Raw genomic sequence first — 15,372 nt, 5'->3', positions numbered from 1 at the left:
CGGCGAGTGTAGGCGGACCGGTCGCGGGATCGCGGATGCCGAAACGGCGGTTCGGTCGTACCTTGGGTGAGGTGACGTCACCCACACCGCGCCCCTCCACGGTCGGCGAGCTCCGCGCCTCCGGCCACGTGCAACGGTCCGTCAAGGACGAGATCCGGCACAACCTGCTCGCTGCGCTGCGCGACGGTACCGATCCGTGGCCCGGCATCCTCGGTTTCGAGGACACCGTCGTCCCGCAGCTCGAACGCGCCCTCATCGCCGGTCACGACGTGGTCCTGCTCGGCGAACGCGGTCAGGGCAAGACCCGCCTGCTACGTACCCTGCCGCTGCTGCTCGACGAATGGACCCCGGTCATCGCCGGTTCGGAGCTCGGCGAGCATCCTTACGAGCCCATCACCCCGGCGTCGATCCGCCGGGCCGCCGAACTCGGCGACGACCTGCCCGTCGCGTGGCGGCACCGCAGCGAGCGGTACGCCGAGAAGCTCGCGACGCCCGACACTTCGGTCGCCGACCTCGTCGGCGACGTCGACCCCGTGAAGGTCGCCGAGGGCCGCAGCCTCGGTGATCCGGAGACGATCCACTTCGGTCTCGTGCCCCGCGCGCACCGCGGCATCGTCGCCGTCAACGAACTGCCCGACCTGGCCGAACGCATCCAGGTGTCGCTGCTCAACGTCATGGAGGAACGCGACATCCAGGTGCGCGGTTACACGTTGCGCCTGCCCCTCGACGTGTTGCTCGTGGCGAGTGCGAACCCCGAGGACTACACGAATCGCGGCCGCATCATCACTCCGCTCAAGGACCGCTTCGGAGCGGAGATCCGCACGCACTACCCGACGCGACTCGAGGACGAGATCGCCGTCATCGAGCAGGAGGCGCATCTGCAGGCCCGCGTCCCCGACTATCTGCTCGAGATCCTGGCACGGTTCACCCGGCTGCTGCGCGAATCGACGTCCGTCGACCAGCGTTCGGGTGTCTCTGCACGGTTCGCCGTCGCCGGCGCCGAGACCGTCTCGGCCGCGGCCCTGCATCGCGGTGCGGTCCTCGGCGAGGACGATCCGGTCGCGCGTCCCGTCGATCTCGGCACCGTCGTGGAGGTGCTCCGAGGCAAGGTCGAGTTCGAATCCGGCGAGGAGGGAAGGGAATTCGAGATCCTCGATCATCTCCTCCGGCGCGCGACGGCCGAAACGGCCCGCTCGCGACTCGCGGGCGTCGATCTCGGGCCGCTCGTCTCCGCCGTCGAGCAGGGCGAGCCGGTGGTCACCGGTGAGCGGATCACCGCGAAGGTGCTGCTCGACGAACTCCCCGAACTGCCTGTGCTCGATGCCGTCGCCGAACGGCTCGGTGCCACCGACACCGGAAGTCGCGCTGCGGCAGTGGAACTCGCCCTCGAAGGTCTGTATCTGGCACGGCGCATCGCCAAGGACACCGGCGACGACGGCTCGGCGGTGTACTCCCGATGAGCAGGTCCGCCCGCTACGGTCCGTATACCGGGGGCGATCCGCTCGCCCCACCGGTGGACCTGCGCGACGCGCTCGCCGCGATCGGCGACGACGTCATGGCCGGCGCCTCACCCAAGCGCGCCCTGCGGGAGTTGCTGCGCCGCGGTCACGACGGTATGCGTGGCCTCGACAAGCTTGCCGCGCAGGCGAATCGGCGTCGACGGCAGCTGCTCGACCGCACCAACCTCGACGGCACCCTCCAGGAGGTGCGCGAGCTTCTCGATCGCGCCGTGCTCGAGGAACGCAAAGAACTGGCCAGGGCCCTCGACGACGACGCGCGGTTCGCCGAGATGCGGATCGAGGAACTGCCGCCGTCGACGGCGCAGGCCGTGCAGGAACTCGCCGACTACGACTGGCGCAGCGCGCAGGCCCGACAGGATTACGAGAAGATCCGCGACCTGCTCGGCCGGGAGATGCTCGACCAGCGCTTCTCCGGGATGAAGCAGGCGCTCGAGGGGGCCACCGACGAGGACCGGCAACGCATCTCGGAGATGCTCGAGGACCTCAACCACCTGCTCGACAAGCACTCCCGCGGTGAGGACACCGAGGAGGACTTCGAGCAGTTCATGGCCCAGCACGGCGAGTTCTTCCCGGAGAACCCGCAGAACGTCGAGGAACTGCTCGACTCCCTCGCACAGCGGGCCGCGGCGGCGCAGCGGCTGCGCAACTCCCTCACCCCCGAGCAGCGCGACGAACTCGACGCTCTCGCACAGCAGGCGTTCGGATCCCCGGATCTGATGAGCCAGCTCGACCGTCTCGACGGCCACCTGCGGGCCGCGCGTCCCGGCGAGGACTGGACCGGCTCCGAGCAGGTGCGCGGCGAACAGGGCATGGGTCTCGGCGAGGCCACCTCGGCGCTGCAGGAGTTGTCCGAACTCGACCAGCTCGCCGAGCAGCTGTCGCAGCAGTACGCCGGGGCGTCCCTCGACGACATCGACCTCGACGCGCTCGCCCGTCATCTCGGACCCGAGGCCGCGGCCGATGCACGCACCCTCGCCGAACTCGAGAAAGAACTGCAGCGACAGGGCTTCTTCGACCGCGGTGCCGACGGGCAGTGGCGACTGTCGCCCAAGGCCATGCGCCGGCTCGGCGAAGCGGCGCTGCGCGACGTCGTCAACCGCATCTCGTCGCGCACCGGGCAACGCGAGTCGCGGCGGGCGGGTGTGCTCGGCGAACCGACCGGCGCGTCGAAGGCATGGGAGTTCGGCGACACCGAACCGTGGGACGTCGTACGGACCCTCACCAACGCGACCCTGCGCAGTCCCGGTCTGCCGGTGCGGATGTCGGTGCAGGACGTCGAGGTGATCGAGACCGAGCAGCGGACGCAGGCGGCGGTCGCGCTGCTCGTCGACACGTCGTTCTCGATGGTCATGGACGGTCGCTGGGTGCCGATGAAACGCACGGCCCTCGCGCTCAACCATCTCGTGTCCACGCGCTTCCGCGGGGATGCGCTGCAGCTCATCGCGTTCGGCCGGCACGCCCGTGTGGTGTCGGCGCCCGAACTCGCCGGGCTCGACGGCGTCTACGAGCAGGGCACCAATCTGCACCACGCCCTGATGCTCGCGGGTCGTCACCTGCGTCGACATCCCAACGCGCAGCCGGTGGTCTTCGTCGTCACCGATGGTGAACCCACCGCTCACCTCGAACCGGACGGCTTCGCGGCCTTCGACTACCCGCCGAGCGCACGCACTCTGGGGCTGACGGTGCGCGAACTCGACCACATCGCGCGGCTCGGCGCCCAGGTCACGATCTTCCGGCTCGGCAGCGATCCGGGGCTCGCGCGGGTCGTCGACGTGCTGGCGCGTCGCGTCGGGGGACGAGTGGTCGCGCCCGATGTCGACGGTCTCGGGGCGGCGGTCGTCGCCGACTACGTGCGGGCCCGTCGGCGGTCGTAGGAACTCGGCGCGAGGCGCCCCGGGAACTCAGTGGCGCACCGACCGCCACGTGGTCGTCGCGGCGGCGGACAGCAGGGCGGCGGTCACCCAGAAGATCGACGCGACACCGGCGACCCCGGCGATCGCGCCGGCCACCATGGGCACCGCGACCTGCCCGAGACGGTTGCCGGTCAATCGCACCGCCAGCGCCGACGCGCGGTCGGCCGGTGCGACGAGTTCGACCACCCACGTCATCGTCAGGGGTTGGCCGACGCCCCAGAGCATTCCGCACACGGCGAGCAACGCGCCGATGACCCAGGGATTCGGCACGAGCGGCAGCAGCGCGACCGGCACGATGGTCCCGGCGGTCGCGGAGACGAGCAGCCACCTGCGCGGAATCCGGCGCAACGCCCACGGCAGCAGAGCACGCGAGACGATCGACGCCATGGTGCGAGCGGTGAGCAGGATCGACACCAGGAGCACACCGAACCCGAACTGCTCACCGAGCAACGGCAGGTAGGCCACGACCAGGTCGACCGAGGCGAGGACCACCAGGCTCGACAGCATTGCGGGCTTCATGCCCTTCGTCGCGAGCATCGACAGGATCGACTGCGGCGCGCCGTCCTCCGCGGTGCGACCGGAGCCGGGCGGCTCGCGGAGCCCCAGCACCAGCGGCAGGGAGAGCAGCGAAAACACCGTCATGACCAGCAACGCTCCAGTGGTCTCGACGGAGCCGTTGCCGTCGCCGGTGGTCGCGGCGATCACGCCGGCGACGGGCACACCGACGGCCTGACCGACCGACACACCCAGCGTGAGACCGGCGAACCCGCGATCCAGTTGCCCCGGCGGCGACAGGATCGACACGAATGCCTGCCCCGACACCGTGACGAGCAACTGTCCGAGACCGAGCACGACGTTGCCGGCGGCGAGCACGAACAATCCCGAACTGAGAGCGATCAACCCGGCACCGACCGTGGTGACGACGATGCCCGAACGCAGAATGGCGGTCGTGTGCCCGCGGTCCACGACACGTCCCATCCGCACCGCCGCGATCAGCGGAACGATGGCGTAGAGCGCGGTGACGGCACCGATGGTCGTCGCGTCACCGCCCAGCGCGAGAATCCGGTAGGAGACCAGGACACGGATCGACTGGAATGCCGCGTGCAGCAGGGCCGTGGACAAGCACAGATACAGCAGCCAGTGACGCGGAGGATGCGGCATATGTCAGGCGCCGGCGGTCACGACCCGGTCGCCGAGCGGCGACTGCAAGGAGACCTCGAGGGCGCCGACGACGGCGACCATGATGCACATGCGGTCCTGCATCTCCGGCAGCGTGCCGCCGAGGAGCGTCACCGTCACCGTGTCGTCCGTTTCGGTGACGGTCGCGTCGACGCCGAAGCACTCGGGGGTGCCCGTCTCGAAGTGCAGGGCGATCCGGTCGTCGCTCACCCGCGACCACGACAGGATCGTCAGCGGATGCGCATCGACGATGTCGGGTCGCGCCGAGAACGCCGTCGCCCCTGCCGGAACCGGTTCCTCGGGCAGCGCGGGGACGTCCGGTGTACCCGAACTTGATCCGCAGGCCGCGATGAGCAGGCACATCGCGAGGACGGTGATTCCCCGGCAAGCACGGACGACGGAACGCATGGTTCCCACGGTATTCCCGTGTCGCGTGTTCATCACGCCAGCAGGGCGGCGGTCACGCCGATCGCAGGGATGGAGGCGAGGGTGGTGACGAGGGCGGCGTCGCGGGCGAGCACCGTGCCGCGACCGTAAGCGCTCGCGTAGACGAACACGTTCTGCGCGGTGGGAAGCGCGGCGACCACCACGACGGCGAACAGCGCATGGCCGTCGAGGCCGAACACGAAACGCCCCATCAGATACGCGAGCACCGGCTGGGCGAGGATCTTGAGCACCGAGGCGAGCGCGATGTCGCGGCGCGGGCTCGTCCCCTTCTCGAGCACCCGGACGCCCTGCAGCGACAATCCGAACGCGAGCAGCGCACCGGGCACCGACGCGCCGCCGAGCAGATGGAACGGCTGCAGCAACGCCTCGGGAGGCGTCCACCCGCTGATCGCGATGGCGAGTCCGGCCGCGGCGGCCAGGACGATGGGGTTCTTGAACGGCGCGAGCAGGGTGTCGAGGAGCGAGACCCCGGCGCGCATCGTCGACAGGTCGAGCATCGTCAGCGCGATGGGGGAGAGCACGACGATCTGGAACAACAACAGGGGCGCGACGAACGACGCGTCGCCGAGCACGAAGACCGCAATGGGGATGCCGAGGTTCGCGGAGTTGACGTAGCCGGCGCACAGCGCGCCGATGGTCGCCTCGGGAACCGCACGTCGCAGCCAGAGCTTCGCGACGACGAAGTGCACGATCGCGACGGCGAACGCCGTGGCCGCTGCGATGTAGAGATTGGGCGAGAAGATCACCGACAGGTCGGACGTCGCGAGCACGTCGAACAGCAGCGCGGGGGTGGCGACGAAGAAGACGAGCCGGCTGAGCACCGTCTGCGCCTCGTGCCCGAGGGTGCCCAGGCGCCCCAGCGTGAAGCCGATGGCGATGATCACGAAGATGACACTGAACCCCGCGATCACACCCGACACGGTTGCCTAGTCTAAGGACCCCGGAGTGTCGTCCCGCCATCGGACCGCAGCGAGCGTCGAGACCGGTGTTGTTTGTGATTCTCGGCCGATCTTCGAAAACAACACCGGTCTCGGGTGCACATACGACGACGCCGCCCCTCCCGATGGGGAGAGGCGGCGTCGGAAGCTACGACCTACTTGCTGCTGACGTAGGGGAGCAAGGCCATCTCGCGGGCGTTCTTCACCGCGACGGCCACCTGACGCTGCTGCTGCGGGGTCAGGCCCGTGACGCGACGGCTGCGGATCTTGCCGCGGTCGGAGATGAAGGTGCGGAGCAGATTGACGTCCTTGTAGTCGACGTACTCGATCTTCGCCGCGAAGAGGGGGTTCTTCTTGGGCTTGCGTCCCTCTACGGCACGCGACTTCTTCGACGGTCCTCGCTTGACTGCCATATCTCGCTCCTCACCAGCTCGACTTGTGGACGCCGGGTAGTTCCCCGCGGTGGGCGAGTTCACGCACACGCACTCGTGAGAGCCCGAACTTTCGCAGGTGGCCGCGCGGGCGGCCGTCCGCAGCGTCTCGATTGCGCAATCGTACCGGACTGGCGTCGCGGGGTAGACGCTGCAGTGCCCGCTGGGCTTCGCTGCGCTCTTCGGGCGAGGACGACGGTCGGCGCACGACCTCCTTCAGTTCCTCGCGGCGCTCGGCGTACCGGGCCACGATCGCCTTCCGTTGCTCGTTGCGTGCGATCTTCGATTTCTTCGCCACGACTACTTCTCCTCGCGGAAGTCGACGTGTCTGCGCAGCACGGGGTCGTACTTGCGCAGGACGAGACGGTCGGGATCGTTCCGGCGGTTCTTCCGGGTGACGTAGGTGTAGCCGGTCCCGGCGGTCGAGCGAAGCTTGACGACGGGCCGGATCTCGCTGCGTGCTGCCATCAGAACTTCTCCCCGCGGGCACGCAGACGTGCGACAACGCTCTCGATGCCGTCGCGGTCGACGATCTTGATGCCCTTGGTGGACAGGTTCAGCGCGACCCGGCGTCCGAGCGAGGGTACGAAATAGGTTCTGCGCTGGATGTTCGGGTTCCACCGCCGGCTGGTGCGGACATGGGAGTGCGATACGGATCTCCCGAAACCGGGTCGCCGTCCGGTGAGTTGGCACGTGGCCGACACGTCGGCTCCTTTCGTAGGTAACGACAATCATTTTCGACAAAGTGCGCCGCCAACTGTACGCTTCGACATCGTTAATGACAATCGTTATCGAAAGGAATGCTGTGGACATCAGGACGCCGCTCGTCATCGTCTGCGGATGGCGCGGACGGACTGCGCAGGCCGCGCGGTCACTACTGCGTCCGGGCACCGCGGTCGTCCACCATGACCTGTCCGGTCTCGACCAGGGCGTACTCCGCCGCTCCGTGCTCACCGTCGAGGATGAACGCACCGAAATCCTCGAACTCGCGCACGGGTGCGTCTCCTGCACACTGCGCGAGGATCTGGTGCCGCTTCTGCGCCGCATGCGCGACTACAGCAGCGTCGACCGGATCGTGCTGCACCTCGACCCGCAACTCGAACCCGAGGCATTGTGCTGGGCAGTCGAACATGTCGTGGTGAGCGGGATCGTCGGTCGTGTCGACGGACCCGCGTCCCTCGATGTCCGGGTGGACGGCGTCGTGACCTGCCTCGACGCCGCGACCTGGCTCGAGGACGCGACGGGCGACGACGAACTGAACGAGCGTGTCGACGACGACCGCACCCTGGCGCAGGTCGTCGTCGGCCAGGTCGAGTTCGCCGATGCGCTGGTGGTGCTCCCCGGAGCGGACGGCTGGCAGCAGGCGCGCCTGCACGCGGTGCTCACCCGACTCGCCCCGGACGCGCCGATCGCGTGGGCGGGGGAACCGGACGTCGAGCGGCTCCTCCGGGAGATACCCGCCACCGCCCGTCGGGGGGCGATCGACGGGGCGCACTCGCCTCTCCTACGAGGTCAACCGCCTCTCGACGACGACTGCGGAATCCGCCTCGTCGAGTTCTCCGCCGACCGGCCGTTCCATCCGGAACGTCTCCACCACGCGATCGACGTGCTGCTCGACGGCGTCGTGCGCGCCCGCGGACGACTGTGGGTCGCCACCCAACCCGACAATGCGCTGCTCGTCGAATCAGCCGGTGGAGGACTGCGGGTCGCTCACGCGGGGCCATGGCTCGCGTCGATGACTCCCGATCAGCAGCGCGAGATCCCGGCGGAACGCCGCGCGATGGCGTCGCTGCGCTGGGACGAACGCTACGGCGACCGGGACACGAGCATCGTCGTCCTCGTCCACGACGCCGACTCGGAACTCATCGACCGCACGCTGCGCGCGGCGGTCGTGACAGACGACGAGTTCGCCCGCCCCGATCTGTGGCCGACCTGGCGCGACCCCTTCGGCCGATTCCACGAAGACCCTTGTGACGACCTCCCGGCAGACCGCCGCGACAACGAGAGAGAAGGACACCGATGAAATCAGGCCTGCATCCCGACTACCACCCCGTGGTCTTCCAGGACGCCAACACCGGCGCCACCTTCCTGACCCGCTCCACCGCGACATCCGAACGCACGACCGTCTGGTCGGACGGCGTTACCTACCCGCTGATCGTCGTCGACGTCACGAGCGACTCGCATCCGTTCTGGACGGGCGCCGCCCGCCTGCTCGACACCGCCGGTCGCGTCGAGAAGTTCGAACGCAAGTACGGCCGGCGCCGACCCTGATCCCGCACGTCCCGACATCGAAGGAGAACCACATGGCAGTCCCCAAACGCAGGAAGTCCCGCTCCAACACCCGTCACCGCCGGTCGCAGTGGACGGCGAAGGTCCCCGATCTCGTGCCGATCACGGTCGACGGAACGACCGTGAAGGTGCCCCGCAGGCTCGTCGAGGCCGTGCACAGGGGTGAGGTCGACCCGCGGACCGACTGAGTCGTAGAGCCCGCCGGCCACCGCGGGTTCTCAGCGCGCTCTCAGTAGGCGCAGGCCACAATGGTGATCATGCGCATTCTGGTGGTCGACGACGACCGTGCAGTGCGGGAGTCGCTGCGCCGGTCACTGAGCTTCAACGGATACACGGTCGACCTCGCGACGGACGGGCAGGACGCCCTCGAACAGGTCGCGACGTCGCGTCCGGATGCGATGGTGCTCGACGTCATGATGCCGCGCGTCGACGGCCTCGAAGTGTGCCGCCGGCTCCGCAGCACCGGCGACGACCTGCCGATCCTCGTCCTCACGGCGCGCGACTCCGTCTCGGAGCGGGTCGCGGGTCTCGACGCGGGGGCCGACGACTACCTGCCGAAACCGTTCGCGCTCGAGGAACTGCTCGCGCGACTGCGGGCGCTGCTGCGTCGTGCCGCGCCCGACCCGGACTCGTCCGCCGACGAGGTGCTGCGGTTCGCCGACCTCAGCCTCGACCCTGCGACCCGCGAGGTCACTCGCGGCGACCGGCCGATCAGCCTCACCCGCACCGAGTTCTCCCTGATGGAGATGCTCATGGCAAACCCGAGGAGGGTCCTCACGCGCAGCCGCATCCTCGAGGAGGTGTGGGGTTACGACTTCCCGACCTCCGGCAACGCCCTCGAGGTCTACGTGGGGTATCTGCGACGCAAGACCGAGGCCGGTGGGGAACCGCGCCTGATCCACACGGTGCGCGGCGTCGGGTACGTGCTGCGCGAGACCCCGCCGTGAGCGACCTGATGCGACCACCTCTTCTCCTGACCCGCTCGGTGCCGCTGCGCATCCGCGTCACGCTTCTCGCGGCCGGCGCAGTGGCGCTCGCCGTCGCCGTCACCTCCATCGCGGCCTACGCCGTGGTCTCGCGGGCGTTGTACTCGGAGGTCGACACCCAGTTGCGGGCGCGGGCCGCCGCGCTCGTCGAGTCGAGCACCCTCATCACCTACGACCCGCGCTACATCGGTGGGGCCCAGCTCTACAGCTCCGACATCAGCGTTGCCCTGATCTACCCGGATCTCGGCAGGTACGTGCCGCCGGGCTCGTCGGTGCCCATCGGCGAACCCGAACTGGCGGTGGCCGAGGGCGACCGGGAGTCGTCGCTGCGCACCGTCGCCCAGCAGCGCGTACTGGCCCAGCGCATGCCCGACGGCAGCACGGTCGTGATCGCGCAGCGACTGCGTCCCACCGTCGAGATCCTCAACCGCCTGGCGAGTGTGCTGTTCATCGTCGGCGGGTGCGGGGTGGTGCTCGCCGCCGCCGTCGGCGCGACCGTCGGCCGCACCGGTCTGCGTCCCGTCGCCCGGCTCACCGCCGCCGCCGAGCGGGTCGCGCGCACCGACGACCTGCGGCCCATCCGGGTGACCGGGCACGACGAGCTCGCCCGCCTCACCGAGAGCTTCAACATGATGCTGCGTGCGCTCGCCGAGTCGCGAGAACGGCAGAGCCGGCTGGTCGCCGACGCCGGCCACGAACTGAAGACACCACTGACCTCGCTGCGCACCAACATGGAACTGCTCATCGCCGCGAGCCGTCCCGGTGCACCGAGCCTGCCCGACGAGGACATGGCCGAGCTGCGGGCCGACGTCATCGGCCAGATCGAGGAGTTGTCGACGCTCGTCGGCGATCTCGTCGACCTCGCTCGTGAGGATGCGCCGGAGACGGTCTTCGAGGTCGTCGACGTCGCCGAGGTGGTGGACCGCAGCCTCGAACGTGCGCGTCGACGGCGTACCGACATCGAGTTCCGGGCCACCACCGAGCAGTGGTTCGTCTTCGGCGACCAGGCCGGACTCACCCGCGCCGTGGTCAACGTCCTCGACAACGCGGCCAAGTGGAGCCCGGCGGGGGAAGACGTCGTCGTGAACATGCGGCAGATCGCCAGCGGTCTGATGGAGCTGACCGTCGACGACGCCGGCCCGGGGATCCCGGAGGAGGAACGCGAACTGGTGTTCGAACGGTTCTACCGGGCGACGACCGCGCGGTCGATGCCGGGATCCGGTCTGGGACTGGCCATCGTGCGACAGATGGTCACGAAGCACGGCGGGACGATCGCCGTCGAACGGTCGAATCGGGGCGGCGCGCTGATCCGCATCGTGCTGCCCGGCACACCGGCCCTCGACGGAGAGACACACCCCACCGAGATCGAATGAATTCGACAGCAGAATCGCGGGTACTTCTGATGCGACTCTCAGCTGCCCGGTCCATGCTGGACGAAGAAGCGCGGAGGTGCTCGACGCACCCCGCATCATCGGCCACCGCACGCCGACGTCGACCCGTATGCGTCCGGTGGCCCCGGCGGACGAAGGTGAAGTGACGAATGAGTGAGGACCCCACCCGCGGCGCGGGAGCACCGCAACCGCAACCCCATCCGTACGGCCCCGGCGGATACACCGGCCCCTACCCGCAGACACCCCAGCAGTCGGCACCTCCGCCACCGACCGCAGGATCCGGCCGGATGCCGGGTCGCTCCGCCCTCGCCGTGGGGGCCATCGCGCTCGCGCTGGTGAGCGGCGGCATCGGTGGCGCGGTCGGCGCGTGGTCGGTGCGCGATTCGTCCGGACCGGTCGTCAACTCCCTCGACGCTCCGAAGCCCGATACCCAGTCGGTCGCCGCTGCCCCCGAGGGCAGCGTGCAGGCCGTCGCCGACAAGGTCGTGCCGAGCGTCGTGCGGATCGAGGTCGCAGGACGCACCGGCGCGGGTGAAGGGTCGGGCGTGGTCCTGTCGTCGGACGGATTGATCCTCACCAACAACCACGTCGTGGCGGGTGGAGGTCAGGGGGCGCAACTGACGGTCTTCTTCTCGGACGGGTCCACCGCGCCGGCGACGGTCGTCGGTGCGGATGCGGTGTCGGACATCGCTGTCATCCGGACCGAAGGGCGCACCGATCTCACTCCCATCGAACTCGGTAGTTCGGAGAATCTCGCGGTAGGCCAGGAGGTCGTGGCCGTCGGATCACCGCTCGGACTGCAGAGCACCGTGACGGCGGGCATCGTGTCCGCACTCAACCGGCCCGTGTCCACGAGCGGGGACAACGCCAATCAGGCGTCGGTCATCGACGCGATCCAGACCGACGCGGCGATCAACCCCGGCAACTCCGGCGGTGCGCTGGTCGACATGGAAGGCCGCCTCGTCGGCATCAACACCGCGATCGCCACGGCCGGCGGACAGTCGGGTTCGATCGGCCTCGGTTTCGCGATCCCCGTCGAACAGGCCCGGCGTGTCGCGCAGGAACTCGTCGACACGGGTAAGGCGACGCACGCGATCATCGGTGTCCAGGTTCCGTCCCGGGACGACGCCTACGGTGCGCGCGTCGTGGAGGTCGTGCCCGACGGGCCGGCCGACCGAGCCGGAATCCCCGACAACGCGATCATCGTCCGGATCGACGATCGGGTCGTGACCGACGGCGACTCGCTCATCGCCGCGATCCGCTCCCGCGCGCCGGGGGACACCGTGAAGATCACCTACAAGACGCCCGACGGCAACGAGACCACAGTCGACGTGGTGACTGCGTCGGATTCGGCCGGACGATGAGGAACGACATGGACATAGCTCACATTCCGGTACAAGAGCCGCATGCTTTCGAGCCGCAAACTACCGTGGACCTCATGGAACTCGAAGCTCCCAGAAAAGGCCGCGCACTCGTCGTCGTCGTCGACGATCGCGTCTCCCACGGCGACAGTCCGGACTCCGCGGGCCCGCTCGTCACGGAGCTTCTCGTCGAAGGTGGCTTCGCCGTCGACGGTGTCGTCACGGTCGCTGCCGACGAGGTCGAGATCCGAAATGCACTCAATACCGCAGTGATCGGCGGCGTCGACCTGGTGATCTCCGTCGGTGGCACCGGTGTCACCCCGCGCGATGTGACTCCCGACGCGACCGAGGACGTACTCGATCATGAGATCCGCGGCATCGCCGAGGCGCTGCGTTCGTCGGGCCTGGCGTCGGGCGCCGTCGACGCCGGCCTCTCCCGCGGTCTCGTGGGAGTCTCCGGATCGACGCTCGTGGTGAACCTCGCGTCGTCGCGTCCCGCCATCCGCGACGGGATGGCGACGTTGTTGCCTCTCGCCGCACACGTCATCGAAGAGTTGTCCTGGATGGAGGAGTGACGACGCCGTGTCCGACGACCGTGATCACTCGCACGACGAGGTGACCGGCGAGCAGCAGCAGAGCCGTGCCCGGATCGACCGGGCACGGCTGGCGCGCATCTTCGGGGATGTACTTCCCGAGACGACACGCGACGAACGCGGCGAGAACGACTCCGGCGGTGGCGACTCGGATGAATGGCTGCGCAGGCAGGTGCCTCCGCACCATTCCGGTGGGTGATCTGTATCACTGATGTCGAGTTGCGCTCAACCGGATTCCAACCCGTTGTCGACCGCAACGAAACGTCGCCGCAACGGTCCGTTCATCTCCATCTGGTCCGCGCGATCTTTTGAATCTGTGTTTCCAGTCACAGAAGGCATTTCGTCCTGCACTCCGGGTGCACTAAATATGTGGCTTCTACCTGCGCCGATGTGGCGGTGGACGGGTCATGTACGTGTAATCCCGGGTTACATATTCCACCCCGAAAAGCGTCCGGTTTGCCCGCTTCGGTGAATCGCTGGGCGTGTGGCCTGCACCGCGCCTATACCGGAGCGTTACGAAAGCTAGGCGTTGCTCCAGAAATGGTCACGGTCTAATCTCCCTCTCAGGTTCAAACCGGTCGAGCCCAGGCTTCACGGCCTGGGCTCGGTCACGAATCGGTAAAGCAAAACCGTGCGGACGATGGACGTACCGACACACCGACGGGTGATCCGCCGGTGTGTTCGCTGTGGACAGCGGCCCGCGGGCGACAGGGCGACCACTTGTTGTCGGACGCGGTGCGCAACCCGGCACGCAGAGAACGGATGAGGCATTCATGAAGATTCAGACGCGACGTGGCTTCCGGGCCACCCGCAACGCCACGGTGGCAGCAGCTGCTGTGGCCGGTCTGGTTCTCGGATCGGCCGGCGCCGCAGGTGCCGAGGTCAACGACCAGAACCGGATCGTCTCCAACGGCCACGAGGTCATCGTCACGCAGGAGGACACCTTCATCAACGGTGTGCCCCCGATCGGTGGCAGCCCGCTGAGCCGTGAGTGGTTCCACAACGGCCGCGGAATCGCCAACATCGTCGGTCCCGAGGCGGCGGACTTCGAGGGTTCGACCTTCCAGTTCGGCTACCAGGTCGCGTGGACGGCATCCGTCGACGGGGCAATCGGCTTCAATTGGACTTCTCCTGAGCTTGGCACTGACCTCGGTTATGGCTATTCGGACACGGTCGAGGAAGTCTGGCTGACGAACCCTGCTGGCGAATACGTCGACTACTCGGGCGTCGTCGTGGACGAAGAGAAGCGAGTCCAGGCCACCGTCGACGGCACTAAGGACGGCAAGAAGCTCTGGACCGTTATCGAGGATGGTGGCGAGTATGAGCACCAGTCCACCGACATCGGCGTGGGCAGCATTCTGCCTCAGGTTACTGCTGGCATCGAACTGAGTCAGGCTCCTGGCATCGAAGAAATCGTCGTGGCTGAGGGTGAGTTCGACGGCGATTACAAGGAAGTCCAGATCGCCAATGTCCACGGTGCTGCGACCGGCGTCATCGGTCCGGTCTCCGTCCGTCCGTTCGTCCGCGTGATCACCGACAACGGCGACAACGTCACCACCTACGGCCAGGTCTGGACCCTCTAGTCCTGCTCCGCGCCATCCCGCAAGAAATCCCCACCACCACAAACGGAGTAATCATGGGAATCAAGTCGCGTGGCTTCAAGGCCGCTCGTAACGCCACCGTCGCCGGTGCCGCCGTCCTCGGTCTGGTGCTCGGTGCCTCGGGCGCCGCTTCGGCCGAGGTCAACGACCAGAACCGCATCGTCTCCGACGGCCTCGAGGTCGTCGTGACCCAGGAAGACACCTTCATCCAGGGTGTTCCGGCCCTCGGTGGCAGCCCGTTCAACCGCGAGTTCTTCCACAACGGCCGCGGCACCGCCAACCTTCTCGGTGAGGGCGCTGCCGACGCCGAGGGCACCACCTTCCAGTTCGGCTACCAGTTCGCCTGGGCAGGCAGCATCGACGGTGCCATCGGTGTCACCTACTCCACCCCGCAGCTCGAGGTCGGACTGAGTGCCAAGGACGGCGCATCCGCCACGGTCACCGACATCCTTCCGCAGGCCTACGCCGAGCTCGAGCTGACCCCGGCTCCGGGCATCGAGGAGCTCGTCGTCGCCGAGGGCGAGTTCGACGGTGATTTCAAGACCGTTCAGTTCTCCAACGTCCACGGCACGGCCTCCGGCGTCCTCGGCGCCGTCCAGGTCCGTCCGTTCGTCCGCGCCATCACGGCCAACGGCGACAACGTCACCACCTACGGCGCTCCCTGGACCGTCTAAGTAGACGTCCGGCTCAGGCCGAACACAGCACGACAAGACCGGGCTCGCT

Annotated in this window: 19 protein-coding genes; 12 read left to right on the top strand and 7 right to left on the bottom strand. The window is 68.2% G+C overall.

The features are described 5' to 3' along the window. Positions 1 to 71 precede the first annotated feature (71 nt). Together BLV31_RS20890 and BLV31_RS20885 are read left to right on the top strand one after the other, a co-directional pair. Positions 72 to 1,460, top strand: a complete 1,389-nt coding sequence (locus tag BLV31_RS20890; protein ID WP_024103175.1) for an ATP-binding protein — start codon at positions 72 to 74, stop codon at positions 1,458 to 1,460. Then, positions 1,457 to 3,394: a vWA domain-containing protein gene (locus tag BLV31_RS20885; RefSeq protein ID WP_064061770.1), complete on the top strand. Its 1,938-nt coding sequence runs from the start codon at positions 1,457 to 1,459 to the stop codon at positions 3,392 to 3,394. Before BLV31_RS20890 ends, BLV31_RS20885 begins: the two co-directional genes overlap by 4 nt. 27 nt (positions 3,395 to 3,421) lie before the next feature. Here BLV31_RS20885 and BLV31_RS20880 read toward each other — a convergent pair whose 3' ends face one another. The 7 genes from BLV31_RS20880 to rpmB form a co-directional block, all read right to left on the bottom strand. After that, positions 3,422 to 4,594: an MFS transporter gene (locus BLV31_RS20880; protein WP_064061771.1), complete on the bottom strand. Its 1,173-nt coding sequence runs from the start codon at positions 4,592 to 4,594 to the stop codon at positions 3,422 to 3,424. A gap of 3 nt (positions 4,595 to 4,597) precedes the next feature. Continuing rightward, a complete protein-coding gene (locus BLV31_RS20875) occupies positions 4,598 to 5,020 on the bottom strand; it encodes a hypothetical protein (protein WP_019288797.1) in 423 nt (140 codons plus the stop codon). Between the two features lie 32 nt (positions 5,021 to 5,052). Continuing rightward, the gene (locus BLV31_RS20870) at positions 5,053 to 5,979 is read right to left on the bottom strand and encodes an AEC family transporter (protein ID WP_064061772.1); all 927 of its coding nucleotides are present in this window, start codon (positions 5,977 to 5,979) and stop codon (positions 5,053 to 5,055) included. 173 nt (positions 5,980 to 6,152) lie between these two features. After that, entirely contained in the window at positions 6,153 to 6,410 is a 258-nt protein-coding gene (gene rpsR / locus BLV31_RS20865; protein WP_006553776.1) for a 30S ribosomal protein S18, read from the bottom strand. A 10-nt stretch (positions 6,411 to 6,420) separates the two neighbouring features. Next, positions 6,421 to 6,726: a 30S ribosomal protein S14 gene (gene rpsN, locus BLV31_RS20860; protein WP_064061773.1), complete on the bottom strand. Its 306-nt coding sequence runs from the start codon at positions 6,724 to 6,726 to the stop codon at positions 6,421 to 6,423. 2 nt (positions 6,727 to 6,728) lie between these two features. Further along, positions 6,729 to 6,896 (bottom strand): 50S ribosomal protein L33, encoded by a 168-nt coding sequence (gene rpmG / locus BLV31_RS20855; protein WP_006553778.1) that lies wholly within the window; start codon positions 6,894 to 6,896, stop codon positions 6,729 to 6,731. Then, positions 6,896 to 7,132 (bottom strand): 50S ribosomal protein L28, encoded by a 237-nt coding sequence (rpmB, locus tag BLV31_RS20850; RefSeq protein WP_006553779.1) that lies wholly within the window; start codon positions 7,130 to 7,132, stop codon positions 6,896 to 6,898. The genes rpmG and rpmB overlap by 1 nt, the downstream gene beginning before the upstream one ends. A 101-nt stretch (positions 7,133 to 7,233) precedes the next feature. Between rpmB and mrf the strand changes: the two genes are divergently transcribed. The 10 genes from mrf to BLV31_RS20800 all read left to right on the top strand — a co-directional run bounded on the left by mrf (position 7,234) and on the right by BLV31_RS20800 (position 15,323). Further along, positions 7,234 to 8,451, top strand: a complete 1,218-nt coding sequence (gene mrf / locus BLV31_RS20845) for a ribosome hibernation factor-recruiting GTPase MRF (RefSeq protein ID WP_064061774.1) — start codon at positions 7,234 to 7,236, stop codon at positions 8,449 to 8,451. Further along, positions 8,448 to 8,699, top strand: a complete 252-nt coding sequence (locus BLV31_RS20840; RefSeq protein WP_064061775.1) for a type B 50S ribosomal protein L31 — start codon at positions 8,448 to 8,450, stop codon at positions 8,697 to 8,699. The genes mrf and BLV31_RS20840 overlap by 4 nt, the downstream gene beginning before the upstream one ends. Positions 8,700 to 8,731: 32 nt before the next feature. Beyond that, positions 8,732 to 8,905, top strand: coding sequence for a 50S ribosomal protein L32 (gene rpmF, locus BLV31_RS20835; RefSeq protein ID WP_006553782.1), 174 nt, complete (start codon positions 8,732 to 8,734; stop codon positions 8,903 to 8,905). Between the two features lie 69 nt (positions 8,906 to 8,974). Next, complete coding sequence (locus BLV31_RS20830) at positions 8,975 to 9,664, top strand: response regulator transcription factor (protein ID WP_006553783.1); 690 nt, start codon at positions 8,975 to 8,977, stop codon at positions 9,662 to 9,664. A gap of 8 nt (positions 9,665 to 9,672) precedes the next feature. Beyond that, positions 9,673 to 11,076: a HAMP domain-containing sensor histidine kinase gene (locus tag BLV31_RS20825; protein ID WP_050993447.1), complete on the top strand. Its 1,404-nt coding sequence runs from the start codon at positions 9,673 to 9,675 to the stop codon at positions 11,074 to 11,076. Positions 11,077 to 11,243: 167 nt separating this feature from the next. Further along, positions 11,244 to 12,458: a S1C family serine protease gene (locus BLV31_RS20820; protein WP_174556320.1), complete on the top strand. Its 1,215-nt coding sequence runs from the start codon at positions 11,244 to 11,246 to the stop codon at positions 12,456 to 12,458. A 74-nt stretch (positions 12,459 to 12,532) separates the two neighbouring features. Further along, the gene (locus BLV31_RS20815; RefSeq protein WP_006553786.1) at positions 12,533 to 13,030 is read left to right on the top strand and encodes a MogA/MoaB family molybdenum cofactor biosynthesis protein; all 498 of its coding nucleotides are present in this window, start codon (positions 12,533 to 12,535) and stop codon (positions 13,028 to 13,030) included. Between the two features lie 7 nt (positions 13,031 to 13,037). Beyond that, positions 13,038 to 13,247, top strand: coding sequence for a hypothetical protein (locus BLV31_RS20810; protein ID WP_064061777.1), 210 nt, complete (start codon positions 13,038 to 13,040; stop codon positions 13,245 to 13,247). A gap of 574 nt (positions 13,248 to 13,821) precedes the next feature. Beyond that, positions 13,822 to 14,631, top strand: a complete 810-nt coding sequence (locus tag BLV31_RS20805; protein ID WP_064061778.1) for an MspA family porin — start codon at positions 13,822 to 13,824, stop codon at positions 14,629 to 14,631. Positions 14,632 to 14,684: 53 nt separating this feature from the next. After that, positions 14,685 to 15,323, top strand: coding sequence for an MspA family porin (locus BLV31_RS20800; RefSeq protein ID WP_064061779.1), 639 nt, complete (start codon positions 14,685 to 14,687; stop codon positions 15,321 to 15,323). Positions 15,324 to 15,372: the final 49 nt, after the last annotated feature.

The organism is Rhodococcus pyridinivorans (assembly GCF_900105195.1).
GTDB lineage: Bacteria > Actinomycetota > Actinomycetes > Mycobacteriales > Mycobacteriaceae > Rhodococcus > Rhodococcus pyridinivorans.
This window is presented reverse-complemented; position numbering and strand designations above follow the sequence as displayed.

Excerpts from the sequence above, each read along its gene's own strand:
- rpmG (WP_006553778.1), bottom strand. The coding sequence starts at position 6,896 with ATGGCAGCACGCAGCGAGATCCGGCCCGTCGTCAAGCTTCGCTCGACC.
- rpmF (WP_006553782.1), top strand. The coding sequence starts at position 8,732 with ATGGCAGTCCCCAAACGCAGGAAGTCCCGCTCCAACACCCGTCACCGC.
- rpsR (WP_006553776.1), bottom strand. The coding sequence starts at position 6,410 with ATGGCAGTCAAGCGAGGACCGTCGAAGAAGTCGCGTGCCGTAGAGGGA.
- BLV31_RS20885 (WP_064061770.1), top strand. The coding sequence starts at position 1,457 with ATGAGCAGGTCCGCCCGCTACGGTCCGTATACCGGGGGCGATCCGCTC.
- BLV31_RS20840 (WP_064061775.1), top strand. The coding sequence starts at position 8,448 with ATGAAATCAGGCCTGCATCCCGACTACCACCCCGTGGTCTTCCAGGAC.
- BLV31_RS20875 (WP_019288797.1), bottom strand. The coding sequence starts at position 5,020 with ATGCGTTCCGTCGTCCGTGCTTGCCGGGGAATCACCGTCCTCGCGATG.
- BLV31_RS20825 (WP_050993447.1), top strand. The coding sequence starts at position 9,673 with ATGCGACCACCTCTTCTCCTGACCCGCTCGGTGCCGCTGCGCATCCGC.
- BLV31_RS20800 (WP_064061779.1), top strand. The coding sequence starts at position 14,685 with ATGGGAATCAAGTCGCGTGGCTTCAAGGCCGCTCGTAACGCCACCGTC.
- BLV31_RS20880 (WP_064061771.1), bottom strand. The coding sequence starts at position 4,594 with ATGCCGCATCCTCCGCGTCACTGGCTGCTGTATCTGTGCTTGTCCACG.
- BLV31_RS20830 (WP_006553783.1), top strand. The coding sequence starts at position 8,975 with ATGCGCATTCTGGTGGTCGACGACGACCGTGCAGTGCGGGAGTCGCTG.
- BLV31_RS20805 (WP_064061778.1), top strand. The coding sequence starts at position 13,822 with ATGAAGATTCAGACGCGACGTGGCTTCCGGGCCACCCGCAACGCCACG.
- BLV31_RS20815 (WP_006553786.1), top strand. The coding sequence starts at position 12,533 with ATGGAACTCGAAGCTCCCAGAAAAGGCCGCGCACTCGTCGTCGTCGTC.
- BLV31_RS20820 (WP_174556320.1), top strand. The coding sequence starts at position 11,244 with ATGAGTGAGGACCCCACCCGCGGCGCGGGAGCACCGCAACCGCAACCC.